Origin of the sequence: Oryzisolibacter propanilivorax (genome assembly GCF_900103645.1) — a bacterium.
GTDB classification, from domain to species: domain Bacteria; phylum Pseudomonadota; class Gammaproteobacteria; order Burkholderiales; family Burkholderiaceae_C; genus Melaminivora; species Melaminivora propanilivorax.
In genome coordinates this window covers 83975-109410 of the sequence record NZ_FNHP01000003.1, presented here as the reverse complement: position 1 = coordinate 109410, position 25436 = coordinate 83975, and the positions used below count along the sequence as shown (strand labels likewise).

At 69.5% G+C, this 25436-nt stretch carries 28 protein-coding genes; 9 read left to right on the top strand and 19 right to left on the bottom strand.

From position 1 onward, the window contains the following. Positions 1-41: 41 nt before the first annotated feature. The 4 genes from BLQ61_RS06000 to BLQ61_RS05985 form a co-directional block, all read right to left on the bottom strand. A complete protein-coding gene (locus BLQ61_RS06000; RefSeq protein ID WP_091567820.1) occupies positions 42-947 on the bottom strand; it encodes an AEC family transporter in 906 nt (301 codons plus the stop codon). Between the two features lie 7 nt (positions 948-954). After that, positions 955-1380 (bottom strand): DUF1850 domain-containing protein, encoded by a 426-nt coding sequence (locus BLQ61_RS05995; RefSeq protein WP_091568592.1) that lies wholly within the window; start codon positions 1378-1380, stop codon positions 955-957. Beyond that, the gene (locus tag BLQ61_RS05990; protein WP_091567818.1) at positions 1380-3419 is read right to left on the bottom strand and encodes a TRAP transporter permease; all 2040 of its coding nucleotides are present in this window, start codon (positions 3417-3419) and stop codon (positions 1380-1382) included. The genes BLQ61_RS05995 and BLQ61_RS05990 overlap by 1 nt, the downstream gene beginning before the upstream one ends. Before the next feature lie 67 nt (positions 3420-3486). Then, a complete protein-coding gene (locus BLQ61_RS05985; RefSeq protein WP_091567815.1) occupies positions 3487-4443 on the bottom strand; it encodes a TAXI family TRAP transporter solute-binding subunit in 957 nt (318 codons plus the stop codon). A 149-nt stretch (positions 4444-4592) separates the two neighbouring features. Here BLQ61_RS05985 and xerD point away from each other — a divergent pair, with 149 nt between their 5' ends. After that, positions 4593-5507: a site-specific tyrosine recombinase XerD gene (gene xerD / locus BLQ61_RS05980; RefSeq protein WP_091567812.1), complete on the top strand. Its 915-nt coding sequence runs from the start codon at positions 4593-4595 to the stop codon at positions 5505-5507. Between the two features lie 21 nt (positions 5508-5528). Here the strand turns inward: xerD and BLQ61_RS05975 are convergent, their stop codons facing one another. The 3 genes from BLQ61_RS05975 to BLQ61_RS05965 all read right to left on the bottom strand — a co-directional run bounded on the left by BLQ61_RS05975 (position 5529) and on the right by BLQ61_RS05965 (position 8941). Further along, a complete protein-coding gene (locus BLQ61_RS05975) occupies positions 5529-6797 on the bottom strand; it encodes an EAL and HDOD domain-containing protein (protein ID WP_091567807.1) in 1269 nt (422 codons plus the stop codon). 29 nt (positions 6798-6826) lie between these two features. Continuing rightward, complete coding sequence (locus tag BLQ61_RS05970) at positions 6827-8065, bottom strand: EAL and HDOD domain-containing protein (protein WP_245703869.1); 1239 nt, start codon at positions 8063-8065, stop codon at positions 6827-6829. Between the two features lie 75 nt (positions 8066-8140). Beyond that, positions 8141-8941, bottom strand: a complete 801-nt coding sequence (locus tag BLQ61_RS05965) for a ferritin-like domain-containing protein (RefSeq protein ID WP_091567801.1) — start codon at positions 8939-8941, stop codon at positions 8141-8143. A gap of 50 nt (positions 8942-8991) precedes the next feature. On the opposite strand from BLQ61_RS05965, the gene BLQ61_RS05960 reads away from it, so the two are divergent. Then, positions 8992-9516: a gamma carbonic anhydrase family protein gene (locus BLQ61_RS05960; RefSeq protein WP_091567799.1), complete on the top strand. Its 525-nt coding sequence runs from the start codon at positions 8992-8994 to the stop codon at positions 9514-9516. 47 nt (positions 9517-9563) lie between these two features. Further along, positions 9564-10556, top strand: coding sequence for an Hsp33 family molecular chaperone HslO (hslO, locus tag BLQ61_RS05955; RefSeq protein ID WP_091567797.1), 993 nt, complete (start codon positions 9564-9566; stop codon positions 10554-10556). 69 nt (positions 10557-10625) lie between these two features. On the opposite strand, the gene BLQ61_RS05950 is transcribed toward hslO, so the two are convergent. From BLQ61_RS05950 to BLQ61_RS05930, 5 genes are all read right to left on the bottom strand, one after another. Continuing rightward, on the bottom strand, positions 10626-10910 hold the full coding sequence (locus BLQ61_RS05950; RefSeq protein WP_091567795.1) for a septum formation initiator family protein: 285 nt from the start codon (positions 10908-10910) through the stop codon (positions 10626-10628). Between the two features lie 50 nt (positions 10911-10960). After that, entirely contained in the window at positions 10961-12247 is a 1287-nt protein-coding gene (eno, locus tag BLQ61_RS05945) for a phosphopyruvate hydratase (RefSeq protein WP_091567793.1), read from the bottom strand. A 123-nt stretch (positions 12248-12370) separates the two neighbouring features. After that, positions 12371-12661, bottom strand: a complete 291-nt coding sequence (locus BLQ61_RS05940; RefSeq protein ID WP_091567791.1) for a DUF1330 domain-containing protein — start codon at positions 12659-12661, stop codon at positions 12371-12373. A 43-nt stretch (positions 12662-12704) separates the two neighbouring features. Then, entirely contained in the window at positions 12705-13562 is an 858-nt protein-coding gene (gene kdsA / locus BLQ61_RS05935) for a 3-deoxy-8-phosphooctulonate synthase (protein ID WP_091567787.1), read from the bottom strand. Positions 13563-13588: 26 nt separating this feature from the next. Next, positions 13589-15283, bottom strand: coding sequence for a CTP synthase (locus BLQ61_RS05930; RefSeq protein ID WP_091567784.1), 1695 nt, complete (start codon positions 15281-15283; stop codon positions 13589-13591). Between the two features lie 91 nt (positions 15284-15374). Here BLQ61_RS05930 and coaBC point away from each other — a divergent pair, with 91 nt between their 5' ends. From coaBC to BLQ61_RS05915, 3 genes are all read left to right on the top strand, one after another. Continuing rightward, entirely contained in the window at positions 15375-16601 is a 1227-nt protein-coding gene (gene coaBC / locus BLQ61_RS05925) for a bifunctional phosphopantothenoylcysteine decarboxylase/phosphopantothenate--cysteine ligase CoaBC (protein WP_091567782.1), read from the top strand. Beyond that, the gene (dut, locus tag BLQ61_RS05920; protein WP_091567779.1) at positions 16598-17047 is read left to right on the top strand and encodes a dUTP diphosphatase; all 450 of its coding nucleotides are present in this window, start codon (positions 16598-16600) and stop codon (positions 17045-17047) included. The genes coaBC and dut overlap by 4 nt, the downstream gene beginning before the upstream one ends. Positions 17048-17238: 191 nt before the next feature. Next, on the top strand, positions 17239-17727 hold the full coding sequence (locus BLQ61_RS05915) for an outer membrane lipoprotein (RefSeq protein WP_091567777.1): 489 nt from the start codon (positions 17239-17241) through the stop codon (positions 17725-17727). A 27-nt stretch (positions 17728-17754) separates the two neighbouring features. Here the strand turns inward: BLQ61_RS05915 and BLQ61_RS05910 are convergent, their stop codons facing one another. Next, positions 17755-18279: an FKBP-type peptidyl-prolyl cis-trans isomerase gene (locus BLQ61_RS05910; protein ID WP_091567775.1), complete on the bottom strand. Its 525-nt coding sequence runs from the start codon at positions 18277-18279 to the stop codon at positions 17755-17757. Between the two features lie 59 nt (positions 18280-18338). Here BLQ61_RS05910 and BLQ61_RS05905 point away from each other — a divergent pair, with 59 nt between their 5' ends. The 3 genes from BLQ61_RS05905 to BLQ61_RS05895 all read left to right on the top strand — a co-directional run bounded on the left by BLQ61_RS05905 (position 18339) and on the right by BLQ61_RS05895 (position 20425). Continuing rightward, complete coding sequence (locus tag BLQ61_RS05905; protein WP_091567773.1) at positions 18339-19466, top strand: JmjC domain-containing protein; 1128 nt, start codon at positions 18339-18341, stop codon at positions 19464-19466. Between the two features lie 11 nt (positions 19467-19477). Further along, complete coding sequence (locus BLQ61_RS05900; RefSeq protein ID WP_091567771.1) at positions 19478-19978, top strand: hypothetical protein; 501 nt, start codon at positions 19478-19480, stop codon at positions 19976-19978. A 168-nt stretch (positions 19979-20146) separates the two neighbouring features. Beyond that, a complete protein-coding gene (locus BLQ61_RS05895; RefSeq protein WP_091567768.1) occupies positions 20147-20425 on the top strand; it encodes a hypothetical protein in 279 nt (92 codons plus the stop codon). A gap of 128 nt (positions 20426-20553) precedes the next feature. On the opposite strand, the gene BLQ61_RS05890 is transcribed toward BLQ61_RS05895, so the two are convergent. The 6 genes from BLQ61_RS05890 to BLQ61_RS05870 all read right to left on the bottom strand — a co-directional run bounded on the left by BLQ61_RS05890 (position 20554) and on the right by BLQ61_RS05870 (position 25397). Then, on the bottom strand, positions 20554-21351 hold the full coding sequence (locus BLQ61_RS05890) for an MBL fold metallo-hydrolase (protein ID WP_091567765.1): 798 nt from the start codon (positions 21349-21351) through the stop codon (positions 20554-20556). 1 nt (position 21352) lies between these two features. Further along, positions 21353-22447, bottom strand: a complete 1095-nt coding sequence (gene bamC / locus BLQ61_RS05885) for an outer membrane protein assembly factor BamC (protein ID WP_091567762.1) — start codon at positions 22445-22447, stop codon at positions 21353-21355. A 63-nt stretch (positions 22448-22510) separates the two neighbouring features. After that, on the bottom strand, positions 22511-23410 hold the full coding sequence (gene dapA / locus BLQ61_RS05880) for a 4-hydroxy-tetrahydrodipicolinate synthase (protein WP_091567759.1): 900 nt from the start codon (positions 23408-23410) through the stop codon (positions 22511-22513). 37 nt (positions 23411-23447) lie between these two features. Then, on the bottom strand, positions 23448-24011 hold the full coding sequence (locus BLQ61_RS05875; protein WP_091567757.1) for a class I SAM-dependent methyltransferase: 564 nt from the start codon (positions 24009-24011) through the stop codon (positions 23448-23450). Positions 24012-24027: 16 nt separating this feature from the next. Further along, the gene (locus tag BLQ61_RS17330) at positions 24028-24165 is read right to left on the bottom strand and encodes a hypothetical protein (RefSeq protein ID WP_175488227.1); all 138 of its coding nucleotides are present in this window, start codon (positions 24163-24165) and stop codon (positions 24028-24030) included. Next, positions 24162-25397, bottom strand: a complete 1236-nt coding sequence (locus tag BLQ61_RS05870; protein ID WP_091567754.1) for an MFS transporter — start codon at positions 25395-25397, stop codon at positions 24162-24164. Before BLQ61_RS05870 ends, BLQ61_RS17330 begins: the two co-directional genes overlap by 4 nt. Positions 25398-25436: the final 39 nt, after the last annotated feature.

Below are 25436 nucleotides of genomic sequence, written 5' to 3'. Positions count from 1 at the left end.
CCCTTTGGGTGTAAGGGCTATAAGCTATCAATAAAGTAGCGTCAGCGCAGTACGCCCAGGGCGAAGGTCAGGCTCGCCACCCCCAGTACCGTGGACAGCGTCACCAGCCCCGCCACGTAGGCGCCGTTGTGGCCCATGCGCGTGGCCAGCACATAGCAGCTCGACGCGGTCGAGACGCCGCAAAAGGCCATCAGTACCGAGGTCTGCACGCCATCGAGCCGCAACGCCCGGGCGAAGGCCCAGGCGATTAGCGGCATGGCCACATGCCGTATGCACAGCACCGAGGCCGACAGCAGCTTGCCGTGCGCCAGCAGCCCGAACTGCATGCCGGCCCCCGCAGCCATCAGCCCCAGCGCCAGCGAGGCCGCGCCGATGCGGCCCACCGCCGGCTCCAGCCACGCCGGGATGCGCAGGCCCAGCAGGTTGGCCGCCAGGCCGGTGGCGGTGGCAATGATCAGCGGGTTGCGCAGCAGCTCGCGCGCGAAGCCCAGCTCGCCGCCGCGCGCCATCGGCCAGACGGCGGCAACGTTGACCAGCGGCACGCACACGCCGATGAGCACGGCCAGCATCAGCAGGCCCGGCGCGCCGCCCAGGCGCTCGGCCAGGGCCAGCACGATGAAGGAGTTGAAGCGGAACGCGACCTGGGCCGCGGCGGCGTGGTCGCGCCGGTCGATGCGCGGGCCCAGCCAGGGCAGGTGCGGCAGGCTGTAGGCCAGGGCCACGCCGCACAGCGTGGTGCCCACGCCGGCGCCGACCAGGCCGGCGGCCTCGCCCACGTCGATGGGGCTCTTGACGATGGACTGGAACAGCAGCACCGGAAAGAGCAGGTAGTACACCAGGCCCTCCACCGGCTGCCAGACGCTGCGGTTCAGGGGGGTGTAGCGGCAGACCAGGTAGCCGCACAGGATCAGCAGGAAATCCGGCGCCAGCAGTTGCGCGTAGGTCATGGAACGTTCAGGGCGGGGCGCCGCCGCCTGCCGGTGGCGCGCAGGCCGACAGCAGGGTGATGCCATTGTCCGAGGGCAGCCAGTGCCCCATGGGGCGGCAATCGCCCTGTACGCACAGCGTGAAGTCGGCGGTGAACTCCGAGCGGGTCAGGCGCAGCGCGTCCGGCAGGGCCGCAGCCGGCTGGTAGTGGTACCAGCCGCCTTCCAGGCGCGCATCCGGCGGCGGCTCCATGCCCGCGGCCGAGCCGCGCACGCGCGCCGCCAGCGCCTGCAGCATGGGCGGCGGGCCGGGCAGCACGGCGTAGTCTTCCTCCCAGCGCACCTTTTCGATGGAGTGCGTCCAGGCCAGGGTGAAATGGCTGGCCGGGACGAATACCGGCGCCGCCGGGGCCGCCGCGGCGGCCAGCGCCAGGCAGATGCCCGCCAGCGGCATCAGGCCCCCGCCGGCACCGCGCGCCGGCGCGTGCGCTGCACGTGCCACAGCAGGAACAGCCCTACGGCGACGATGCCGACCTCGTCGGTCAGCGGCAGCGCCACTACCAGCAAGCTGGCGGCGGCCACGGCGATGCAGCGCTCCAGCCAGTTGAGCGGCCCCAGCAGGAAGCCGATGGCGCCGGCGCCCCACATGGCCACCGCCACCAGCGCCTTGAACACCACCCACGCGGTGGCCAACCAGCCGCCGCCCTGCAGCATCAGCGCCGGGCTGTACACCGCCATGTAGGGCACGACGAAGCCGGCGACGGCGATGCGCACCGCCTGCAGCCCTATCTTCAGCCCGCTCTCGCGCGCGATGGGCGCCGCGGCGAAGGCGGCCAGGGCCACCGGCGGCGTCAGGTCGGCCATGATGCCGAAGTAGAAGACGAACATGTGCGAGACGATCAGCGGCACGCCCAGCTGCAGCAGCACCGGCGCGGCCAGCGAGCTGGTGATGATGTAGTTGGGGATGGTCGGAATGCCCATGCCCAGCACCAGGCAGGTCAGCATGGTCAGCACCAGCGCCAGGAACAAGCTTTTCTCGCCGACGAGGATGATGCGCCCGCCCAGTTCGGCGGCCACGCCGGTCAGGTTGATGATGCCGATGATCACGCCGACCAGCGCGCAGGCGATCGCCACCGGCAGCGCGTGGCGCGCGCCGTCGGCCAGCGCCGCCAGCGCCAGGCGGCGCGCGTCGCCGCCGGTGTGGCGGATGTAGGTCAGCGCCACCAGCAGCAGCGTGACCACGATGAAGGTGCCCACGCCGAAGTAGAAGAAGCCGGCGCAGGCGAAGCCCAGCAGCACCCAGAACAGCGCGCGCAGGGCCGTGCCCTGCACGCCGCTGGCCACGGCCGCGCCGAAGATCAGCACCACGGTGAGCGCCAGGCCCACGGTGCCCGAGAACATCGGCGTGTAGCCGGAAAACAGCAGCGCCACCAGGCCGGCGAGCGGCAGCAGCAGGTACCAGCGTTGGCGCACCGCTACCCAGGGGTCGGGGCACTCGTCCTTGGGCAGGCCCAGCAGGCCCTTGCGCCCGGCCTCCAGGTGCACCATCCAGAAGGCGGTGAAGAAGTACAGGATGGCCGGGATCAACGCCGCCTGAACGATGTCCACGTACGGCACGTTGATGGTCTCGGCCATGATGAAGGCCACCGCGCCCATCACCGGCGGCATGATCTGCCCGCCCATGCTGGCCGTGGCCTCGACGCCGCCGGCGAATGCCGGGCTGTAGCCGAAGCGTTTCATCAGCGGGATGGTGAACTGGCCGGTGGTGACGACGTTGGCCACGCCCGAGCCGTTGATGGTGCCCATCAGCGCCGAGGAGATGACCGACACCTTCGCCGGCCCGCCGCGGGTGTGCCCCACGGTGCCCAGGGCGAAGTCGTTGAACAGGTTGATCATCCCGGCCTGCTCCAGGAACGCGCCGAACAGGATGAACAGGAAGATGTAGGTGGCCGACACATAGGTCGGTGTGCCGTAGATGCCCTCGGTGCCGAAGGCCAGCGTGCTGACGATCTGGTCCAGCCCGAAGCCGCGGTGCGCCAGCATGCCCGGCAGGTATTGGCCGAACAGGCCATACAGCAGGAAGATGCCGCAGATCAGCGGCAGACCCCAGCCCATGGCGCGCCGCGCGGCCTCGAACACCAGCGCCACCAGGGTCACGCCGATGACCCAGTCCAGCGGCACCAGCTCGCCGGCGCGCGCCGTCAGGTCGGCCTCGAACACCCAGTGGTACAGGCTGAAGACGAAGCCGGTCAGGCCCAGTGCCCAGCCCAGCACCCGGCCGAAGCGCGCCGCGCCCGCGCCCGCGCGCTGCAGCGGCGGATGGATGATGAAGATCATCAGCAGCACGAAGCCGACGTGGATGGCGCGGATCACCTGGCTGGACAGCGGGTGGAACGCCGCCATCCAGATCTGGTAGCAGGAAAAGGCGATGGCCACCGCGAAGATGGCGCCGCGCAGGCCGCTGGTGGGGCTGGCGGTAGGGGTATCGGTCATGGAGTTTCTCGCTGGTGGCGGCAACGAAAACGGCCCCTTGTGGGGGCCGCCTCGGGTGCAGGAGGGCTTACTTCAGCAGGCCCACTTCCTTATAGTAGCGCTCGGCGCCCGGGTGCAGCGGCACCGGCATGCCCTGGATCGCCTTGTCGCGCTGGATGGCCTTGGCGGCGTTGTGCGCCGAGTGCAGCGTGTCCAGGTGCTCGTACAGCTGCTTGGTCATCTGGTAGGCCAGCTCGTCGGACACGCCGGAATGCGTGACCAGGAAGTTGGGGATGGCCGCGGTAGGCACGTCGGCGGTCTGGCCGCCGTAGGTGTTGGCGGGGATGGTGGCCGGCTGGTAGGCGGCGTCGCCGACCTTGGCCACGGTCTCGGCCGGCACCGGCACGACGATGATCTTGACCGACGTGGCCAGGTCGCGGATGGACGCCACGCCCAGGCCGGCGGACTGCAGCGTGGCGTCGAGCTGGCGGTTCTTGATCAGCTCGACCGATTCACCAAAGGGCAGGTATTCGACCTTGCCCAGGTCCTTGTAGTCGAAGCCGGCGGCCTTGAAGACGGCGCGCGCATTCAGCTCCGTGCCCGAGCGCGCGGCGCCCACCGACACGCGCTTGCCCTTCAGGTCGGCCAGCGTCTTGATGCCCGAATCAGCGTTGGCGACGATCTGGATGTAGTTGCTGTAGATGCCGGCGATGCCGCGCAGCTTGTCCAGCTTCTTGGGAAAGCCGGCATCGGCGTCGCCCTTCCAGGCATCCGACAGGGCGTCCCCCAGGGTGAAACCCAGCTCGCCGCGGCCGGCCTGCAGCAGGTTCAGGTTCTCGGCCGAGGCCTTGGTGACCTGCGCCGTGGCGCGCACGTTCGGAATGGATTTGGCATAGACCTGCGACAGCGCCACGCCCAGCGGGTAGTACACGCCGCTCTGGCCACCCGTCAACACGTTGACGAACTGCTGCGCCTGGGCGCCCGAGGTTGCGAGGAGGGCGGCGCCGAGGCCCAGCCCCAGGCCGAAATTGCGAAACCAGCGCATGTAGAAGTTCTCCTGTGTGTCTGGATGTTGTGGTGGCCGGGCAGAATAGCGCGGCCGGACGCTGACCGTTGTCGCCACGTGGCCAAGACCCAGCAGGGTTTTCACTGGTTGCGGCCCCTGCCGGCCGCCCGCGCCGGGTATTTTCTTGCATGACCGCCGACTCCTCACCTCTGTCCGCGCCCGACCAGGCCCTCATCGACCAGTTCATCGACACCCTGTGGCTGCAGGACGGCCTGGCGCGCCTGACGCTGCAGGCCTACCGCGGCGACATGACGGCGCTGGCGCAATGGCTGACGGGGCAAGGCAGCGATCTGCTGCGGCTGGGCGAGGACGAGCTGCAGGGCTACCTGGCGCATCGCCATGCCGGCACGCGCGCGGCCACCGCCAACCGGCGCCTGACGGTCTTCCGGCGCTTCTACGCCTGGGCGCTGCGCGAGCGGCTGGTGCACGACGACCCCACGGTGCGCCTGCTGGCCGCGCGCCAGGCGCTGCGCGTGCCGCAGACGCTGACCCAGGCGCAGGTCGAAGCGCTGCTGCGCGCGCCCGACACGGGCACGCCGCTGGGCCTGCGCGACCGCGCCATGCTGGAGCTGATGTACGCCAGCGGCCTGCGCGTGAGCGAGCTGGTGGCGCTCAAGACCCTCCACGCCAGCCTGGCCGAAGGCGTGGTGCGCGTCATGGGCAAGGGCGCGCGCGAGCGCTTGGTGCCCTTCGGCGACGAGGCGCGGCAGTGGCTGGAGCGCTACCTGCAGGACGCGCGCCGCGACATCCTGGGCATGCGCCACAGCGACGACCTGTTCGTCACCCGGCGCGGCGCGGGCATGAGCCGGGTGATGTTCTGGCAGATCGTGAAGAAGCACGCGCAAGGCGCCGGCATCACCGCGCCGCTGTCGCCGCACACCCTGCGCCATGCGTTCGCCACGCATTTGCTGAACCACGGCGCCGACCTGCGCGTGGTGCAGCTGCTGCTGGGCCACGCCGACATCTCCACCACCACCATCTACACCCACGTGGCGCGCGAGCGCCTGAAGGCGCTGCACGCGCAGCACCATCCGCGCGGCTGACTGCGAAGCGGCCGCAGCGGCCTATTGCCCCGACTCCAGCGTCTCCGCCCAGGCCAGGGCCTGCAGGTGTGCCCAGTTCACCTGGTGGTTGGACAGGTGCAGCGCCTGCGCGGCACGCGCGAAGGCTTCGTCGTCGCCACTCTCGCAGGCCCGCGTGAGCTCCAGGAAGGGCGCGAACACGCCCTGGCCGTGCAACAGGGCGTCCACCACCGTCTGCGGCAGTGCCACCGTCTCCAGCGCGGCCGCCAGAGGCACGCCCAGCATGCTGTCGAGCATGGAGAAAACGCCGACGACGAAAGCGTTATCGCACTCCTCGGGCGGCAGCAGCTCGGCCGCCAGCAGCTCCATCAGCCGCCCGCGCACCACCGCAGTCTGGCCCACGGCCGGCGGCGAGCCGCTGCCGCGCGAGGTGGTCAGCAGCAGCGCCGCCCAGCGGAACAGCTTTTTCAGCCCCAGGATCATCACCGCGTGGCGGAACGAGGTGATCTCCACCGACAGCCCGAAGCCCGACGAGTTGATGAAGCGCAGCAGGTTGAACGACAGCGTCGGGTCACGCTTGAGCAACTGCTCGATCTGTGCCACATCGGCGTGTTTGCGCACCATGTCGATCAGCTGCAGGATGGTCGCCTGCGCCGGGCGGATGGTCTGCGCCTGCACCAGCGCGGGCCGCGCGAACCAGTAGCCCTGGAACAGCTTCACGCCCAGCGCCGCCACGCGTTCGTGCTGCTCGGCGGTCTCGACCTTCTCGGCCACCAGCCGGGCTTGGCTGTGGGCCTGGGCGAACTTCACCAGCGGCTCGGTCAGTTCGGGGCGGAAGGCCTGCAGGTCCAGCTTGACGAACGACGCCAGCGGCAGCCAGGACGCATAGGCGCGGCGCAGCACATCCTGGCTGAAGGCGATGCGAAAGCCCAGCGTGCGCAGCTGCTGCAGCACCGGCAGCTGCTGCGCGATCTGCTCGGGCGTGGCGCTGGCGTCCAGGATGGGCACTTCCAGCACCACCTTCTCGGGGTGGATCAACTCCAGGTGCGGGCCGGCCAGGCTTTCGTGCGTGCAGTTGATGAACACCGTCTTGTTGCCCCCCAGCGCCTCGGTGCCGGCATAGGACAGGGCGTTGAACAGCAGCGCCGCATCGCTGGCGGCGGTGTGCGGACTGCCGCTGGTGGAGCGGTCGAACAGCTCATAGCCGAACACCGCGCGCTGCTCGTCCAGGATGGCCTGGCGCGCGAGAACGACCAGGTTGCTGGCGTCGGCGCCTGCGGGGGCGGCGGTTTCGGGCTGGGTGTCGGTCATGGGAATCAAGAGAGGGAAAAGGTGCGGCGTCAGGGCGAGACAGCGTCGGCCCAGGCCAGCGCCTGCAGATGGGCGGCGTTGACGCGCGCCTGGTCCAGCGCCAGGCTGGCGGCCAGGCGGTTGAAGGCCTCGGCGTCGCCGTGCTCGCAGGCTTCGGCCAGCGCCAGCAGCCGGCCCAGCGGGCCCTGGCGCAGCAGCAGCGCGTCGGTGACGGGAAGGGGCAGGTTCAGCAGCGCCACGGCTTCGGCCAGGGGCAGGCCGAGCATCTGGTCGAGCATGGAAAACAGGCCGATGACGAAAGCCTCGTCGCCGTCCTCAGGGGCTTGCAGCTGGCGCGCCAGCAATTCCATCAGCCGTGCGCGCACCACGGCGGTCTGGCCCAGCGCCGGCGGGGTGCTGCTGTTGCGCACGGCGGTCAGCAGCAGCGCCGCCCAGCGGAACAGCTTGCGTGCGCCCAGCAGCATGACCGCCTGGCGCAGCGAGGTCACCTCGCGTGCCATGCCCAGCCCGGCGGCATTGATCAGGCGCAGCAGGTTGAACGACAGGCTGGCGTCGCGCTTCAGGACCTCCTCGATGGCGTCCACGTCGGCGCGGCTGCGCACGGCGTTCAGCAGCTGCATGGTGGTCGCCTGCGACGGCGCCAGCACCCGTGCACGCACCAGGGTCGGGCGCGCGAACCAGTAGCCCTGGAACAGCTGTACGCCCAGCGACGAGACCATGTCGTACTGCTGCGCGGACTCGATCTTCTCGGCGATCAGCTCGGCATGGCTGTTGCGCCCGGCATAGCCCACCAGCACCGCCAGCTGGTCGCGGGCCAGCACCGACAGGTCCAGCTTGATGTAGTCCGCCAGCGGCAGCCAGGGCGCGTAGGCCGACTGCAGCACCGAATGATCGAAGGCCAGGTTGAAGCCGCGCGCGCGCAGAGCCTGCAGCATGGGCAGGCGCGCCTGCACCTCGTCGGCGGCGGCGTGGCCCAGGGGCGGCACCTCCAGCACCACCTTGTCGGGTTGGACCAGGTCGAGGTGGCCGCCGGCCAGGCTTTCGTGCGTGCAGTTGACGAACAGCAGCAGGTTGCCCACCAGCTCGTCGGAACCCGCGTGCGACAGCGCGGTGAAGACCATGACCACGTCGCTGGCCGCCGTGTGGTGCGTGCGCGAGCGGTTGAACAGCTCGTAGCCGACGACCGCCTGCTGGCCGTTCACGATGGCCTGGCGCGCGATCATGGCGCCGGTATCGACGACGTGGGCGGTGGGAGACGAAGGCTGCATGGGTGAGGGGCAAACGAGCGGCAGGGACAGGCTGCGGGCATTGTAGGGAGGCCGGCGCGTGCCCAGCCATCGGCGTCAGCCGTGCTCTAGCCAGTCCAGCTCGGCCTGGCTGAAGCCGGCGGCGCGGCGCGCGGCGGTGTTCAGCGGCGGTTTGGCGCGCGGCGCCTCGTGGCGCTGCACCAGCAGCGCGTAGTGCGCCACCGGCTCCAGGCCGTCGCGCTCGCACAGCCAGCGGTACCAGTGGTTGCCGATGGCCACGTGCCCGACCTCTTCGCGCAGGATCACGTCCAGGATGCGCACCGCCGCCAGCGCGTCCGGCGCGCCCACGCTGCGCAGCTTGTGCTGGATCAGCGGCGTCGCGTCCAGTCCGCGCGCCTCCAGCGTGCGCGGCACCAGCGCCATGCGCGCGACGATGTCGTGCGCGGTCTTCTCGCACATGCTCCACAGCCCCTGGTGCGCGGGAAAGTCGCCGTAGTCGTGGCCCAGCTGGCTACGCAGGTGCGTGCGCAGCATCTGGAAGTGCCGCGCCTCCTCGCCCGCCACCTGCAGCCAGTCCAGATAAAAGCGCCGCGGCATGCCGGGAAAGCGCCAGAGGGCGTCCAGCGCCAGGTTGATGGCGTTGAACTCGATGTGGGCGATGGCGTGGATCAGCACCGCGCGGCCGGCGGCCGTTGCCGGCGAGCGCCGGGCCACGGCGGTGTGGTGGCGCAGCTCGGGCCGCGCGGGGCAGCCGGGCAGCGGCGCGGTGGGTTCGAGAATCGTGTTTTCAGCTATAGAAATAGTAGCTGCATGCCCATGCAGATCAAGGGCCTGGGCCGCTTTTTCTTCGGGATCGGTGAGTTGCAGGACATGCAGGGCGCGGTGGCGAAGCTCCATCCCTACAATTGTATTTTTCCCGGCAGACACACGATGAAAGGCAGGACAGCATGGCCATCTACGAACTGGACGGCAAGGCGCCGCAGGTGGGCGAGGGCGCCTGGGTGGCCGACAGCGCGCAGGTCATCGGCGCGGTGACGCTGGGGCAGGACGCCAGCGTCTGGTTCGGCGCGGTGGTGCGCGGCGACACCGAGCACATCACCATCGGCGCCGGCAGCAACGTGCAGGACGCCAGCGTGCTGCACGCCGACCACGGCCAGCCGCTGGTCATCGGCGCCGGGGTGACCATCGGCCACCAGGTCATGCTGCACGGCTGCAGCATCGGCGACGGCTCGCTCATCGGCATCGGCGCGGTGGTCTTGAACGGCGCGCGCATCGGCCGCAACTGCCTGGTGGGCGCGGGCGCGCTGGTCACCGAGGGCAAGGAATTCCCCGACGGCTCGATGATCCTGGGCAGCCCGGCGCGCGTGGTGCGCGCCCTGACGCCCGAACAGGTCGAGGCCGTGCGCGCGAGTGCGCGGCATTACGTGGACAACGCGCGGCGCTTCCAGAGCGGCCTGCGCAAGATCGGCTGACGGCCCGACGCCGCCTGCCGCGACCTCCTTGAAAGTGATTCCCTTCCGTGTCCGAACTGCACAAATTCCTCTTTGACGGCCTGCCCGTGCGCGGTGCCATCGTGCGCCTGACGGGTGCCTGGGTCGAGTTGCTGGCGCGGCGTGCCGGCAACAGCGAGACCGGCGCCTACCCGCTGCCGGTGGCCGAGCTGCTGGGCGAGATGGCCGCCGCCGGCGTGCTGATGCAGTCGCACATCAAGTTCAACGGCGCGCTCATCCTGCAGGTCTTCGGCGACGGCCCGGTCAAGCTGGCCGTGGCCGAGGTGCGCTCCAGCCTGGGGCTGCGCGCCACCGCCACGCTGCACGGCGAGGTGCCTGAAGGCGCGCGCCTGCCCGAGCTGGTGAACGTGGCCGGCGGCGGGCGCTGCGCCATTACGCTCGATCCGCAGGACCGCCTGCCCGGCCAGCAGCCCTACCAGGGCGTGGTGCCGTTGAACGACGTGCATGGCGAGAAGCTGCCGCAGCTGTCGGATGTGCTGATGCAGTACATGCGCCAGTCCGAGCAGCTGGACGCCACGCTGGTGCTGGCCGCCAACGGCGAGGTGGCCGCCGGCCTGCTGATCCAGCGCATGCCGGTGCAGGGCGAGACCAACCTGGCGCGCGGCGGCACCGCCGGCGACGCCGATGCGCTGCGCGAGCAGCACGACGAGGACTACCGCCGCATCGCCACCCTGGCCGCCAGCCTGACGCGCGAGGAGCTGCTCACCCTGGATGTGCACACCATCCTGCATCGCCTGTTCTGGGAAGAGAAACTGCTGCGTTTCGAGCCGCGCCAGGGCGCCGACGGCCCACGCTTTTCCTGCACCTGTTCGCGCGAGCGCGTGGGTGCCATGCTGCGCAGCCTGGGCCGCGACGAGGTGCAGTCCATCCTGGAAGAGCGCGGCGATGTGGAAGTGGGCTGCGACTTCTGCGGTCGCCAGTACCACTTCGACCCGGTGGACGCGGTGCAGCTGTTCACCGAGGCCGACAAGCAGCCGCCGGTACCGCCCGGCATGCAATAAGGGTCAAATAGGCCGCAAGCCCTTATTCCATAAGGGTCTGCAGCTATCTTTTTGGGAGTGGCGCGGCGGTCAGCGCCGCCCGGGTGTGACCTGCACGTAGATCTCACCCTGGCGCACCATGCCCAGCTCGGTGCGGGCGCGCTCCTCGACCATGTCCAGGCCTTCGCGCAGGTCCTGCACCTCGGCCGCCAGACGCTCGTTGGCCAGGCGCGCACGGGCATTGGCCGCCTGCTGGTCGGTCAGCTGCTGGCGCATCTCGCGCACCTGCCCGATGCTGCCGCGCCCGGTCCACAGTTGGGCGTGCAGGCCCACCAGCAGCAATACGAGCAGAAGGGCGACGGTGCGGGTGCCCATGGCGGGTCAGCGGCAGCAGCAGGTGGGCGGGCAGGGCGGCAACCGCGCGGTCAGCGCAGGTTGTAGAAGGCTGCGCGGCCGGGGTACTCGGCCACGTCGCCCAGGTCTTCCTCGATGCGCAGCAGCTGGTTGTACTTGGCCATGCGGTCCGAGCGCGACAGCGAGCCGGTCTTGATCTGGCCGGCGTTCAGGCCGACGGCGATGTCGGCGATGGTGTTGTCCTCGGTCTCGCCCGAGCGGTGCGAGATCACGGCGGTGTATCCGGCGCGCTTGGCCATCTCGATGGCGGCGAAGGTCTCGGTCAGGGTGCCGATCTGGTTGATCTTGATCAGGATCGAGTTGGCGATGTGCTTGTCGATGCCTTCCTTCAGGATCTTGGTGTTGGTCACGAACAGGTCGTCGCCCACCAGCTGCACGTTCTGGCCCAGGCGCTCGGTCAGCACCTTCCAGCCGTCCCAGTCGCCCTCGGCCATGCCGTCCTCGATGCTGATGATCGGGTACTTGTCGCACCACGTGGCCAGCATGTCGGTCCACTGCTGGGCCGACAGCTTCAGGCCGCCTTCGCCAGCCAGCACGTACTGGCCGTCGTGGTAGAACTCGCTGGCGGCGCAGTCCAGCGCCAGGGCAATCTGCTCGCCGGCCGTGTAGCCGGCGGCCTCGATGGCCTGCAGGATCAGCTGGATGGCGGCCTCGTGGTTCTCCACGCTCGGGGCGAAGCCGCCCTCGTCGCCCACGGCGGTGCTGATGCCGCGGTCGTGCAGGATCTTCTTCAGGGCGTGGAACACCTCGGCGCCCCAGCGCAGCGCCTCGCGGAAGCTGGGCGCGCCCACCGGCACGATCATGAATTCCTGCAGGTCCAGGCTGTTGTTGGCGTGCGCGCCGCCGTTGATGACGTTCATCATCGGCACCGGCAGCTGGCAGCCGCCCATGCCGCCGAAGTAGCGGTACAGCGGCAGGCCGGCTTCCTCGGCCGCGGCGCGCGCCACGGCCATCGACACCGCCAGCATGGCGTTGGCGCCCAGGCGGGATTTGTTGTCGGTGCCGTCCAGGTCGATCAGGGTCTTGTCCAGGAAGGCCTGCTCGGAGGCGTCCAGGCCCAGCACGGCCTCGCTGATCTCGGTGTTGATGTGCTCGACGGCCTTGAGCACGCCCTTGCCCAGGTAGCGGCCCTTGTCGCCGTCGCGCAGTTCGATGGCCTCGCGCGAGCCGGTGGAGGCGCCGCTGGGCACGGCGGCGCGGCCCATCACGCCACTCTCCAGCAGCACGTCGCACTCGACGGTGGGGTTGCCGCGGCTGTCCAGCACTTCGCGGCCTACGATGTCAACGATGGCACTCATGGTGATCCTCAAGCTAAAGGTGGAAGCCCAGGCCAGGGGAAGTCTGGATCAGGCGAAAAAAACGGCCCTGGCCCAAGCCAGTCACCGGGATTCTGCTATCAGAAAAGAAGTGGCGCGCAGGCCTCAAAGGCCTTCGACGCAGACCATGCGCATGATGGCTGCACCCTCGCGCGCGGCGCGCGCGCGGCCGTACTCGGGCGAGTGATAGAAGGCCTTGGCGGCCTCCAGGCTGGGAAACTTTGCGATGACGATGCGCTCGGGGGCCCAGTCACCCTCCACCGGCTCGATGGCGCCGCCGCGCACGCAGATCTCGGCGCCGTGCGCCTGCATCGCGGCGGTGGACCACTTCTTGTATTCCTCGTACTGCTGCGGGTTGGTGACGCGGGCATCGACGATCAGGTATCCGCTGGGCATGGCGTTTGTCTCTCTGGTGATGGATGGTCGGGAAAGGAAGGCTTTAGGCGTCGAAGGCGTTTTCCAGGAAGCCGTGGCGCTTGGTCACCTGGTCCAGCGCCACCAGCGTCTCCAGCAGCGCCCGCATGTGCTTCAGGGGCACGGCGTTGGGCCCGTCGGACAGGGCGTTGCACGGGTCCGGGTGGGTTTCCATGAACAGCCCGGCCACGCCCACGGCCACGGCGGCACGGGACAGGACCGGCACCATCTCGCGCATGCCGCCGCTGCTGGTGCCTTGGCCGCCCGGCAGCTGCACGCTGTGCGTGGCGTCATACACCACCGGCGCGCCGGTCTCCCGCATGATGGCCAAGCTGCGCATGTCGCTGACCAGGTTGTTGTAGCCGAAGCTGGCGCCGCGCTCGCAGGCCATGAAGTTGTCCTCGGGCAGGCCCGCCTCGCGCGCGGCGGCGCGGGCCTTGTCGATGACGTTCTTCATGTCGCCCGGCGCCAGGAACTGGCCCTTCTTGATGTTCACCGGCTTGCCCGACTGGGCCACGGCGCGGATGAAGTCGGTCTGGCGGCATAGGAAGGCCGGGGTCTGCAGCACGTCGACCACGGCGGCCACGTGCGGCACCTCAGCCTCGGTGTGCACGTCGGTCAGCACCGGTACGCCCAACTCGCGTTTCACCTTCGCCAGGATCTCCAAGCCGCGCTCCATGCCCGGGCCGCGAAAGCTGCTGCCCGAGCTGCGATTGGCCTTGTCGAAACTGCTCTTGAAGATGAACGGGATGCCGAGCGCCCGCGTGATCTCCTGCAGCTGGCCGGCCACGTCCAGCTGCAGCTGCTCGGATTCGACCACGCAGGGGCCGGCGATCAGGAAGAAAGGGTGCTCCAGGCCGACGGGAAAGCCGCACAGTTGCATGGCAAGGGTTCCTTGTACGTGCGCGTTCAGGCGCCGGCGGCGGGCGCGGCGGCGGCCTGGCCCTGGTAGCCGCTGGCCTGGCGATGGTGCTGCACCGCGGCCTGGATGAAGTCGTTGAACAGCGGGTGGCCGCTCCACGGCGTGGACTTGAACTCGGGGTGGAACTGCACGCCCATGTACCAAGGGTGCACGTCCTGCGGCAGCTCGACGATCTCGGTCAGCTGCTCGCGCTGGGTCTGCGCCGAGATCACCAGGCCGGCCTTGCGCAACCGCTCCAGGTACTGCACGTTGGCCTCGTAGCGGTGGCGGTGGCGCTCGGTCACGGTGTCGCCGTAGATGCGGTGCGCCAGTGTGCCCGGCTGCACGTTGGAGGTCTGCGCGCCCAGGCGCATGGTGCCGCCCAAATCCGAGTTCTCGCTGCGCGTCATCAGGCGGCCGTCCTCGTTCTTCCACTCGGTGATCAGGGCGATGACCGGGTGCGGGCTGGCCGGGTCGAACTCGGTGGAGTTGGCGCCGGCCAGATCGGCCACGTGGCGCGCGTACTCGATGGTCGCCACCTGCATGCCCAGGCAGATGCCCAGGTAGGGCACCTTGTGCTCGCGGGCATAGCGCGCGGTGCTGATCTTGCCCTCGACGCCGCGCGAGCCGAAGCCGCCCGGCACCAGGATGGCGTCGTACGCGCCCAGCTGCGCGGCCACGTTGTCGTCGGTGATGGCTTCGGAGTCCAGGTGTGCGATCTTCACGCGCACGTGGCTTTGCATGCCGGCGTGCTTGAGCGCCTCGTTGACCGACTTGTAGGCGTCCGACAGCTCGGCGTACTTGCCGACCATGGCGATGCGCACCTCGCCCTGCGGGTGCTCGCACTCGTGCACCAGGTCGTCCCAGCGCTTGAGGTTGGCCGGCGGCGTGTGCACGCGCAGCTTGTCGCAGATCAGGCCGTCCAGGCCCTGCTCGTGCAGCATGCGCGGCACCTTGTAGATGGTGTCCACGTCCCACATGCTGATCACGCCCCACTCGGGCACGTTGGTGAACAGCGAGATCTTGGCGCGCTCCTCGTTGGGCACGGCCTTTTGCGCGCGGCACAGCAGCGCGTCGGGCTGGATGCCGATCTTGCGCAGCTCCTGCACCGTGTGCTGGGTGGGCTTGGTCTTCAGCTCGCCGGCGGTCTCGATCCAGGGCAGGTAGGTCAGGTGCACGAAGGCCGAGTTGTTCGGGCCCAGTTTGAGTGACAGCTGGCGCACGGCCTCCAGAAAGGGCAGCGACTCGATGTCGCCCACGGTGCCGCCGATCTCGCAGATCGCGACGTCCACCGCGTCCGGCGTGCCGATGCCGGCGCCGCGCTTGATGTATTCCTGGATCTCGTTGGTGACGTGCGGGATGACCTGCACCGTCTTGCCGAGGTAGTCGCCGCGGCGCTCTTTTTCCAGCACGCTCTGGTAGATGCGGCCGGTGGTGAAGTTGTTGGCCTGCTTCATCCGGGTTTCGATGAAGCGCTCGTAGTGCCCCAGGTCCAGGTCGGTCTCGGCGCCGTCGTCGGTGACGAAGACCTCGCCGTGCTGGAAGGGGGACATGGTGCCCGGGTCCACGTTGATGTACGGGTCGAGCTTGATGAGGGTGACCTTGAGACCGCGCGATTCGAGGATCGCGGCAAGGGAGGCGGAGGCGATTCCCTTGCCCAGGGAAGACACCACACCGCCCGTGACGAAGACGAATTTGGTCATGCCGTGATGGAGGTGGGAAATGGCGATTGTATCGGCATCGCCCGCGCCGGCCGGCCAGCCAGGGGCGGCCCGTCTGCCAGAATCGCGCGCCATGCACATCCTTGCCGGCAAACACATCGTTCTGGGACTGTCGGGCGGCGTCGCCTGCTACAAATCGGCCGAGCTGGTGCGGTTGCTGGCCCGCGCCGGGGCCAGCGTCCAAGTGGTCATGACCGAGGCGGCCGAGCAGTTCATCACGCCGGTCACCATGCAGGCACTGTCCGGCCGGCCGGTGTACGGCTCGCAGTGGGATGCGCGCGAGGCCAACAACATGCCGCACATCAACCTGTCGCGGGGGGGCGACGCGGTGCTGATCGCCCCCTGCAGCGCGGACTTCATCGCGCGGCTGGTGCAGGGCCGGGCCGACGAGCTGCTGAGCCTGCTGTGCCTGGCGCGACCCATCGGGCGCGTGCCGCTGCTGCTGGCCCCGGCCATGAACCGCGAGATGTGGGCGCACCCGGCGACGCAGCGCAACCTGGTGCAGGTGCAGGCGGACGGCGCCACGGTGCTGGGCGTGGGCCATGGCGACCAGGCCTGTGGCGAGACCGGCGACGGCCGCATGCTGGAGGCGGCGGAAATCCTGGAGGAGCTGGCGGCGTTCTTCCGCCCCAAGTTGCTGGCCGGCGAACACGTGCTGGTCACCGCCGGCCCGACCTTCGAGGCCATCGACCCGGTGCGCGGCATCACCAACCTGTCGTCGGGCAAGATGGGTTTCGCCATCGCCCGCGCCGCGCGCGCGGCCGGCGCCGAGGTCACGCTGGTCGCCGGGCCGGTGCACCTTCCGACGCCGCGTGGCGTGCACCGCATCGACGTGGTTTCGGCACAAAACATGCTCGAAGCCGTGGAGGCATATGCGTCTCAAACTACTGTTTTCATAGCAACGGCGGCCGTCGCCGACTGGCGTCCGGCGCACAGCGCGCAGCACAAGATCAAGAAGGACGGCAGCGGCCAGGTGCCGGCGCTGGACTTCGTCGAGAACCCGGACATCCTGGCGCGCATGGCCGCCTCGGCGCAGGCGCGCAGCGGCCAGCTGTATTGCGTGGGCTTCGCCGCCGAGAGCGATGACCTGCTGGCGCACGCCAGCGCCAAGCGCCAGCGCAAGGGCGTGCCGCTGCTGGTGGGCAACATCGGCCCGGCCACGTTCGGCCAGGACGACAACGCGCTGCTGCTGATCGACGCGCAAGGCCACCAGGAGCTGCCGCGCGCCTCCAAGGCGGCGCTGGCGCATCAATTGGTTGCCGAAATCGCGCAGCGCCTGCGGCACACTCGCGCCGCATGAACCTCGACGTCAAGATTCTCGATCCGCGGCTGAACGAGCAGCTGCCCGCCTACGCCACCCCCGGCAGCGCCGGCCTGGACCTGCGCGCCTGTCTGGAAGCGCCCCTGACCCTGGCCCCGGGCGCCTGCGAACTGGTGCCCACCGGCATGGCCATCCACCTGGACGACCCCGGCTACGCCGCCATGATCCTGCCGCGCTCCGGCCTGGGGCACAAACACGGCCTGGTGCTGGGCAACCTGGTGGGGCTGATCGACAGCGACTACCAGGGCCAGCTGATGGTCAGCGCCTGGAACCGCGGCACCGCCGCCTACACGCTGCAGCCGATGGAGCGCCTGGCGCAGCTGGTGGTGGTGCCGGTGGTGCAGGCACGGCTGCGCGTGGTGCAGGAGTTCAGCGCCGGCAGCACGCGCGGCGCGGGCGGCTACGGCTCCACCGGGCGCAATTGACCGGTCTTTTCGCTCCCGGCCTTCCTGTCGGCCTTTGCTGACACCCTTTGCCACGCCCTCACTACGTCCTGCGTCGCGCTTGCCCGGCCCGGCCCACGTGCCGGCGCTGCTGCAATCGGTACCGGCAGCGCGGGCAGGCCTGCGCTCTGGTTTTTCCATTCCGTTTTTCATCCACCCCAAGGAGTGAAGTCATGCGCCACTATTCCCGTCTTGCCGCTTTGGGCAGCGCCATCGTCCTGGCCGGATCGCTGGCCGCCTGTGCCGAGGCGCCGCGCTATTCCGACCGGCCTTACTACTCCGGCCAGCCGGTGCAGACCGCGCCCACCTACGACGACCGCGTGACCGAGTACGGCACGGTTTCCTATATCGAGGGCATGCACGCACGCAACCGCACCAGCGGCGCTGGCGCGGTGCTGGGCGCCGTGGTGGGCGGCGTGCTGGGCAACCAGATCGGCAGCGGCGGCGGGCGCACGGCCGCCACGGCCATTGGTGCTGTCGGCGGCGCGGTGGCAGGCAATGCCATTGAAGGGCGCAACAACGACCGCACCAGCTACGAAGGCTACCGCATCACCATCCAGCTGGACCGTGGCGGCCAGCGTGTCTTCGAGGTGCCCAACCCGGGCGACCTGCGCACCGGCGACCGCGTACGCCTGTACGCCGGCCAGATCTCGCGCATCTGATCCACGCCGCGCCCGGCCCTGGGGCCGTCAGTGCAGCAGGCCGCTGCCTGGCGCCTGGGGCTGGATGCGGAAAAAACCCGTGCCGGCCGAGCGACGCTTGGCCTCCTCTTCGGTCGGCTCCCTGACGGCGTGCACCTTCAGGCGCAGCCGCAACGCGATGCCGGCCATCGGGTGGTTGGCATCCAGCACCACATGGTCCGGGTAGATCTGCGCCACGGTGTACAGCGCATCGCGCGGCATTCCGCTGCTGGCGCCCTCGGGCAGGGCGGTGCCCTCGAAACTCATGCCTTCTTCCAGTTCCTGCGGAAACAATGCACGCGGCTCCAGGAACAGCAGCTGCCCGTCATAGTCGCCGAAGGCGTCCTCGGGCTCCAGGTGGAGCGACAGCTCGGCGCCCGCTTCATGCCCCTGCAGAGCCTGCTCGATGCGTTCCAGCAGGTCGTCGCCGCCCACCAGAAACTCCACGGGGTCGTCCAGCACGTCCAATTCCTCGCCCAGGGTGTCCTGCAGCACCCAGGTCAGCGCCACCACGCAGTGTTCGTTGATTTCCATACGAGAATTGTCGCAAATCCCGTCCCTCCTACTGCCCGGTTGCCGGGCCTTCGCCTGTCATGGATACAGAACAACCCCTTGCCCTGCTGGGCGGCCTGAGCGCCGCGCAGTTCATGCGCCGCCACTGGCACAAGAAGCCGCTGCTGGTGCGCCAGGCGATTGCCGATTTCCGCCCGCCCATCGGACGCGCCGCGCTGCTGCAGCTGGCCGGCAGCGAGGATGTCGAATCGCGCCTGATCCAGCACCGCGACGGCCGCTGGCTGCTGCGCCACGGTCCGGTGCCGCGCCGTGCCATTCCCGCCTTGAGCGCGCGCGAATGGACGGTGCTGGTGCAGGGCGTGGACCTGCACGACGACGCCACGCATGCGCTGATGCAGCAGTTCGCCTTCGTGCCGCAGGCGCGGCTGGACGACCTGATGATCAGCTATGCCAGCGACGGCGGCGGCGTCGGGCCGCACTTCGACAGCTACGACGTGTTCCTGCTGCAGGCACAGGGCCGGCGGCGCTGGCGCATCGGCCGCCAGCGCGACGCCACGCTGGTGGACGGGCTGCCGCTGAAGATCCTGGCAAACTTCGAACCGGAAGAGGAATACGTGCTGGAGCCGGGCGACCTGCTGTACCTGCCGCCGCGCTGGGCGCACGACGGTGTCGCCGAGGGCGAGTGCATGACCTATTCCATCGGCTTTCGCTCGCCGGACCGTGCTGGCCTGGCGCACGAGGTCCTGCTGCGCCTGGCCGATGCCGCGGGTGACGAGGACGGCGCGCCCATCTACCGCGACCCGAAGCAGCCTGCGGTGCCCAATCCCGGTGCCATCCCGGCCCAGCTGCAGGACTTCGCGCGCCAGGCGGTGCAGCGCGCGCTGGCGCAGGGCGGGGCGCTGGAATGCGCGCTGGGCGAGGCGCTGACCGAGCCCAAGCCCAGCGTCTGGTTCGAGCCCGCGCCCGTCGGCACGCTGATGGAGCAGGTGGTGCTGGACCGGCGCACGCGCATGCTGTACGACGAGCAGCATGTCTTCATCAACGGCGAGAGCTTTCGCGCCAGCGGGCGCGACGCGGCGCTGATGCGCCAACTGGCGGACACGCGCACCCTGGGCCCGCGCGAACTGGCACGCGCCAGCGACGACGCGCTGGAACTGCTGGCCACCTGGTGCGACGCCGGCTGGGCGCATGCGCGCGCCGGCGATTGAGCAAATCGGCAATGACCACTGAACCGCCTGGATTGCCTGACGGACCCTTCACCGGGCGCGACGCCTTTCGCCAGTGCGTGCGCGCCGCACTGGCCACGGCGGCCGGGCAGGGCTGGGGCGAACTGCTGCTGGCCGATGCCAGCTTCGCCGACTGGCCGCTGGGCGAACGTGAGGTGGTGCAGTCGCTGCACGACTGGGCCCGTACCGGGCGGCGCTTCACCTTGCTGGCGGTGGATTTCGACGATCTGGTGCGGCGCCAGCCGCGCTTCGTCCAGTGGCGCCGGCAGTGGGACCACCTCATCACCTGCCGCCGGGCAACGACGCGCGATCCACTGGCGCTGCCCAGTGCGCTGTGGTCTCCGGCCTGGGTGCTGCAGCGCCATGATCCGGTGCGCAGCAGCGGTGTCTGCGACGCTCAGCCGGTGCGCCGGCTGGCGCTGCGCGAGGCGCTGGACGAGTGGCTGCAGTCCAGAAGCAGCCCGGCTTTCCCGGCGACGGTGCTGGGGCTGTAGCGCCATGTCAACAGCAAACTTCGTGTAACTCTGTATTGACGAATCGTTCCTATAATCGTTGGCTGGTATTTACCAGGGGTGTCCAGAGCGCCCCATGCCGAGCCGATTGCTGCAAGGCGCTGAGGTCCGGTGTTTCATAACTAGCTTCGTCATCATTAGGAAACTGACATGAAGAATTCCGTCGTCCTGGCTGCCTTGATCGCCGCTGCCGCCCTTGCCGCCTGCGGCAAGAAGGAAGAGCCGGCTCCGGCTCCTGCTCCGGTTGTGGTGCCCGTGCCCGCTCCCGAGCCGGCACCTGCCCCCGCGCCGGCCCCTGCTGACGCCGCTGCAGCAGCTTCGTCTGCCGACGCCGCTGCCGATTCGGCCGACGCCGCCAAGGCAGCTGCCGACGCTGCCGCGTCCGCTGCCAGCTCGGCTTCGGAAGCCAACAAGGACGCCAACAAGTAAGGCCGTTGCGCTGGCTGCGCGGCTCCACTGCCGCGCGGCTCGCTGGAACAACCCCGTACCGCCTGGCGGACGGGGTTTTTTGTTGCCTGGGGAATGTGCTGGCGCGCCGCTTGCCTTCCGGGCGGGTTTCAGTGCCAGAGCCCGCGGCTGGCCTCGATCCAGGGCGTGCCGGCGCGCTGGTCGGCGACGATGATGTCCTGCGCGGCGCAGCCCAGCGCGCCGGCCAGCGCGGCCTGGGCCAGCTGCGGCTGGTTGTTGCGCGCGCTCAGGTGTGCCGCCGCCACGTGGCGCAGGCCGGGGTGGCAGACACTGTGCAGCAGTGCCGCGCTGGCGTCGTTGGGCAGATGGCCCAACGGCCCGGCGATGCGCCGCTTGAGGAACACCGGATAGCCGCCGCCATGCAGCAGGTCGCTGTCGTGGTTGGTCTCCAGCAGCAGCGCGGTGCAGCCCTGCAGGTGCGCCAGCACCTCATCGGGCGCATGGCCCAGGTCGGTCAGCAGGCCGATGTGGCTGGCGCCGTCGCTGCAGCGCAGGTGCAGCGGCTCGCGTGCGTCGTGCGGCACGGCGAAGGGCAGGGCCTGCAGCCCGCCCAGGTCGATGGCCTCGCCGGCGCGGGCGATGCGCAGCAGCCCATCCAGGTCGGGCGCGCCCATGGCCTGCCAGGTGCCCTCGCTCATCCACACCGGCAGGCGCTCGCGCAGCGCCAGCTTCAGCACGCAACCGGTGTGGTCGGAATGCTCATGGGTGATGAACACCGCGTGCAGCCCGGCGGCGCTGGTGCCCGCCGCCGCCAGGCGCAGGTCGATCTGGCGCAGGCTCAGGCCGCAGTCCATCAGCAGGCGGCGGGCGGTGCTGCCACCCTCGCCACCCTCGATCAGCGTGGCGTTGCCGCCGCTGCCGCTGGCCAGGTTGCGAAAGCGCAGCAAGTTACTTCAGGTCGTCGGCGATCACGCGCACGATGCGCTCGGCGGTGGCCGAGGACTCCGGCGCGCCGGCGGCGTTCAGCACCGAGACGGTGCTCAGCTCGCCTTCGCTGCGCACCACGATGCGGTACTTGACCGGCGGCGCCGCGTCCTTGCCGCGGCTGAACAGTTTGCCGAAGAAGCCCTTCTTGTCCTGCTTGTCGGCATTGGGCTCGACATAGCGCACGAAGTACACGCCCTGGCTGCGGTCGCGGTCTTCCACGGTGAAGCCGGTGCGGTCCAGCGCCACGCCGACGCGGCGCCAGGCGCGGTCGAAGGGCTCGGCGATCTGCACCGCCGGCGCGCCGCCCACCTGGGTGATGCGGGCCGAGGGCGTCACCGGCACCGGGGCGGCCGCCGCGGCGCGCGACTGCTCCTCGGACACGCCCAGCTTGACCATCATGCGGCGCAGGAACTCGGTTTCCAGCTCGGGGTCGGCCGGGCGCGGCTGCCAGACAGTCTGGTCCTTCTGCGAATTGCTGAAGACCTCGATCATGCCGCGGTGGCTGACGTAGATCTCGGTGCCGCCGTCGGCGCGGCGCTCCAGGCGCGTGCGGAACTTGTCGCGCTCGCCGGTCGAGTACAGCGAGTCGAAGACCTTGCCGATGGTCGAGCGGATGATGTCCTGCGGCAGCTTGGCGCGGTTTTCCGCCCAGTCGGTTTCCAGCAGGCCCAGATCACGGTTTTCCAGCGTGTACACGAAGCCGCTTTCCAGCCAGAAGTCGCGCACCGGCTCCCACAGCTGGTCGGCCGGGCGTGCCACCACCAGCCAGCGCTGGTTGCCGTCGCGCTCGATGCGCACGTCGCCGATGGCCTTGGGCGCGGCACCGGTGGCGTGGCTGGGCTGCTGTGCCCGGCCGGCTTCGAAGGCCGCCGCCGAGACCACGCCGCCGGGCACGGTGTAGCGCGTGTCGCGCGACAGCTGCGTCAGGTCCGGTGGCACTTCCAGCGTCGCGCCCTTGGTGGCGCTCTTGTAGTCGATCTTGTCGTTCTCCAGGACGGAGCAGGCCGACAGGCTCAGGGCAAGGCCAATCAGGCCGATGCGGGTGCTAGGGTTCACGAGAAGATTCCTCGTCGATCGATAAGTGGGGCGCGAAAACGAAGGGACGCGGTCAACGAAGCGTCAGGCCAGCAGGCCGGCGGCGCGCAGCGCGCCTTCCACGACGGCCTCGTTGGCCTGCGTCAGGGGCGTCATGGGCAGGCGCATGGCGCCGCCGCACAGGCCCATGCGGGCCACCGCCCACTTCACGGGGATCGGGTTGGCCTCGACGAACAGATGCTTGTGCAGCGGCATCAGCTGGAACTGGATGTCCATGGCCGTGCGGCGGTCGCCGGCGATGGCTGCCACGCACAGTTCGTGCATCAGGCGCGGGGCGACGTTGGCCGTCACGCTGATGTTGCCGTGGCCGCCGCACAGCATCAGCGCCACGGCGGTGGGGTCGTCGCCGGAGTACACGGCAAAGCCCTCGGGCAGGTCGCGGATCAGCCACTGCGCGCGCGCGATGTCGCCCGTGGCCTCCTTGATGCCGACGATGCCCGGCACCTGCGCCAGACGCAGCACGGTCTCGTGCTGCATGTCCGCCACCGAGCGCCCGGGCACGTTGTACAGCACCATCGGCAGGTCGCCGACGGCTTCCGCGATCGCCTTGAAGTGCCGGTACTGGCCTTCCTGCGTCGGCTTGTTGTAGTAGGGCACGACCTGCAGCTGGCTGTCCGCGCCCACCTGCTTGGCGTAGCGTGCCAGGGCGATGGCCTCGTGCGTGGAGTTGGCGCCGCAGCCGGCCATGATCGGCACGCGGCCGGCGGCCTGCTCCACGGACACCCGGATGATCTCGCGGTGCTCCTCGACATTCACCGTGGGCGACTCGCCCGTGGTGCCGACGACGCCGATGCAGTCCGTGCCTTCTTGGATGTGCCAGTCGATCAGGCGGCGCAGGGCAGGGTAGTCCACACTGCCGTCGTCCTGCATGGGCGTGACGAGGGCGACGATGCTGCCCGTGAGGGGGGCGCTGGAAGAGTTCATGGACGCGCTTGAACCGGAAGAATGGGAAAAAGGCATTCTAACTAGCGAGCGGCAGGCGCAGCGGCCCGGCCATGCCCTGCGGCGGACGCGCCGCCGCGATGCGCTGCACGAAGCGTGCGGGCCCGTCCAGGAAGCCGTCCTCGTAGGCCACCACGCGCAGGTCTTCGCACGCACGCAGCAGCTCGCCCGGCGCCAGCAGGAAGTCCGGGTTGCGCGGCGAGCCCACGGTCTCGTTGCCCTGGGCGAAGGTCTCGTACAGCAGCACGCCGCCGGGTGCCACGCTGTCCACCAGCGTCGGCAGCAGCGGGCGCCACAGGTACTTGGTGACCACCACGGCGGCGAAGCGCCGGCCAACCAGCGGCCAGGGGCCGGCCTCGATATCGGCCTCGATGAAAGTGCCGCCCTTTGCTATATCTTCAATAGCTATCGGAGATTTATCCACGCCGGCTACCGGGTGATTTCTTTCATGAAACCAGCGCAGGTGTCGGCCGCCGCCGCAGGCCACGTCCAGCACCGCGCCGCCGGCAGGCACCAGGTGTGCCCAGCGCACGATCCAGTCCGAAGGTGTTTCCAGCGCGGCAGGGGCAGAGATGGCGGTCATGAAAATGCAGGTCTTTCTATAAGCAGCTCCACAGCTGGTCGGCCAGCGTGAGCATGAAGTCGGGTTGCAGGTACCAGGCAAACACCGCCAGCAGCGCGGCCAGCACCAGCGCGCGCCAAGCCCAGCGCAGCAGCGGCGTAGCCGTGGCGCTCATGCCGCTGCCGCCGCGGCAGGCGCGCGCACGATGGCGGCCTCGCGCACCGGCAAATTGACCAGTCCGGCCAGCACGCCCAGGACGATGGCCAGCCACCACACGATGTCGTAGCTGCCGGTGCGGTCGTACAGGTAGCCGCCCAGCCACACGCCCAGGAAGCTGCCGATCTGGTGGCTGAAGAACACGAAGCCGCTGAGCATGGACAGATGCTGCACGCCGAAGATCTGCGCTACCGTGGCGTTGGTCGGCGGCACGGTGGACAGCCACAGCGCGCCCATCACGGCAGAGAAGACATATACCGACGCCGGCGACAGCGGCACCAGCAGGAACACCGTGATGACCACCGCCCGCGCCCAGTAGATGAACACCAGGATGGTGCGCTTGGGGATGCGTTGGCCCAGCACCCCGGCGGCGTAGGTGCCGAAGACGTTGAACAGTCCGATCAGCGCCAGCGCGAAGCTGGCCACCTGCGGCGACAGGCCGTGGTCCTTCAGGTAGCTGGGCATGTGCACGCCGATGAACACCACTTGGAAGCCGCAAACGAAGTAGCCGAGCGTCAGCAGCACGAAACTCTTGTAGCGCAGCGCCTCCACCATCGCCTCGCCCAGGCTCTGCGAGCGCGGCGCGGGCACGGCGCCGGCAGAGAAACCCGGCTCGCGCAGGCCGTATGCCAGCGGGATGATGAGCAGCGCCATGGCCCCTAGCACCAGCAGCGCCTGCTGCCAGCCAAGGGCCGCGATCAGCTGCCCCTCCAGCGGCACCATCAGAAACTGCCCGAACGAGCCCGCTGCCGCCGCCACGCCCATGGCCCACGAGCGCCGCTCGGCCGCGATCTGCCGCCCCAGCACGCCGTAGATGATGGCGTAGGTGGTGCCCGCCTGCGCCGCGCCGATGACCACGCCGGTGGTCAGCGCGAACAGCCCCGGCGTGGGCGACAGCGCCATGCCGGCCAGCCCGCCAGCGTACAGAATCGCCCCGCCCACCAGCACGCGGAAGGCGCCGAAGCGGTCCGCCACCATGCCGCCGAAAATGCCGAACAGACCCCACGACAGGTTCTGGATGGCCATGGCCAGCGCGAAGGTCTGCCGCGTCCAGCCCATGTCCTGCGTAATTGGCTGCAGCCACAGGCCGAAGCCGTGGCGGATGCCCATGGACAGGGTGACGACAGCGGCGCCGCAGGCCAGCACCTGCAGCATGGACAGGCGCGCCGGCGGGGTGGGTAAGGAGGACATCGCGCAAATGTAGCGAAAACCCGCAAGCATCGCCCGGCG

What these genes read in the sequence shown, in the direction of transcription:
- BLQ61_RS06000 (WP_091567820.1), bottom strand. Translation starts at nt 947, where the DNA reads ATGACCTACGCGCAACTGCTGGCGCCGGATTTCCTGCTGATCCTGTGC.
- BLQ61_RS05995 (WP_091568592.1), bottom strand. Translation starts at nt 1,380, where the DNA reads ATGCCGCTGGCGGGCATCTGCCTGGCGCTGGCCGCCGCGGCGGCCCCG.
- BLQ61_RS05990 (WP_091567818.1), bottom strand. Translation starts at nt 3,419, where the DNA reads ATGACCGATACCCCTACCGCCAGCCCCACCAGCGGCCTGCGCGGCGCC.
- BLQ61_RS05985 (WP_091567815.1), bottom strand. Translation starts at nt 4,443, where the DNA reads ATGCGCTGGTTTCGCAATTTCGGCCTGGGGCTGGGCCTCGGCGCCGCC.
- xerD (WP_091567812.1), top strand. Translation starts at nt 4,593, where the DNA reads ATGACCGCCGACTCCTCACCTCTGTCCGCGCCCGACCAGGCCCTCATC.
- BLQ61_RS05975 (WP_091567807.1), bottom strand. Translation starts at nt 6,797, where the DNA reads ATGACCGACACCCAGCCCGAAACCGCCGCCCCCGCAGGCGCCGACGCC.
- BLQ61_RS05970 (WP_245703869.1), bottom strand. Translation starts at nt 8,065, where the DNA reads ATGCAGCCTTCGTCTCCCACCGCCCACGTCGTCGATACCGGCGCCATG.
- BLQ61_RS05965 (WP_091567801.1), bottom strand. Translation starts at nt 8,941, where the DNA reads ATGGAGCTTCGCCACCGCGCCCTGCATGTCCTGCAACTCACCGATCCC.
- BLQ61_RS05960 (WP_091567799.1), top strand. Translation starts at nt 8,992, where the DNA reads ATGGCCATCTACGAACTGGACGGCAAGGCGCCGCAGGTGGGCGAGGGC.
- BLQ61_RS05950 (WP_091567795.1), bottom strand. Translation starts at nt 10,910, where the DNA reads ATGGGCACCCGCACCGTCGCCCTTCTGCTCGTATTGCTGCTGGTGGGC.
- eno (WP_091567793.1), bottom strand. Translation starts at nt 12,247, where the DNA reads ATGAGTGCCATCGTTGACATCGTAGGCCGCGAAGTGCTGGACAGCCGC.
- BLQ61_RS05940 (WP_091567791.1), bottom strand. Translation starts at nt 12,661, where the DNA reads ATGCCCAGCGGATACCTGATCGTCGATGCCCGCGTCACCAACCCGCAG.
- kdsA (WP_091567787.1), bottom strand. Translation starts at nt 13,562, where the DNA reads ATGCAACTGTGCGGCTTTCCCGTCGGCCTGGAGCACCCTTTCTTCCTG.
- BLQ61_RS05930 (WP_091567784.1), bottom strand. Translation starts at nt 15,283, where the DNA reads ATGACCAAATTCGTCTTCGTCACGGGCGGTGTGGTGTCTTCCCTGGGC.
- coaBC (WP_091567782.1), top strand. Translation starts at nt 15,375, where the DNA reads ATGCACATCCTTGCCGGCAAACACATCGTTCTGGGACTGTCGGGCGGC.
- dut (WP_091567779.1), top strand. Translation starts at nt 16,598, where the DNA reads ATGAACCTCGACGTCAAGATTCTCGATCCGCGGCTGAACGAGCAGCTG.
- BLQ61_RS05915 (WP_091567777.1), top strand. Translation starts at nt 17,239, where the DNA reads ATGCGCCACTATTCCCGTCTTGCCGCTTTGGGCAGCGCCATCGTCCTG.
- BLQ61_RS05910 (WP_091567775.1), bottom strand. Translation starts at nt 18,279, where the DNA reads ATGGAAATCAACGAACACTGCGTGGTGGCGCTGACCTGGGTGCTGCAG.
- BLQ61_RS05905 (WP_091567773.1), top strand. Translation starts at nt 18,339, where the DNA reads ATGGATACAGAACAACCCCTTGCCCTGCTGGGCGGCCTGAGCGCCGCG.
- BLQ61_RS05900 (WP_091567771.1), top strand. Translation starts at nt 19,478, where the DNA reads ATGACCACTGAACCGCCTGGATTGCCTGACGGACCCTTCACCGGGCGC.
- BLQ61_RS05895 (WP_091567768.1), top strand. Translation starts at nt 20,147, where the DNA reads ATGAAGAATTCCGTCGTCCTGGCTGCCTTGATCGCCGCTGCCGCCCTT.
- dapA (WP_091567759.1), bottom strand. Translation starts at nt 23,410, where the DNA reads ATGAACTCTTCCAGCGCCCCCCTCACGGGCAGCATCGTCGCCCTCGTC.
- BLQ61_RS05875 (WP_091567757.1), bottom strand. Translation starts at nt 24,011, where the DNA reads ATGACCGCCATCTCTGCCCCTGCCGCGCTGGAAACACCTTCGGACTGG.
- BLQ61_RS17330 (WP_175488227.1), bottom strand. Translation starts at nt 24,165, where the DNA reads ATGAGCGCCACGGCTACGCCGCTGCTGCGCTGGGCTTGGCGCGCGCTG.
- BLQ61_RS05870 (WP_091567754.1), bottom strand. Translation starts at nt 25,397, where the DNA reads ATGTCCTCCTTACCCACCCCGCCGGCGCGCCTGTCCATGCTGCAGGTG.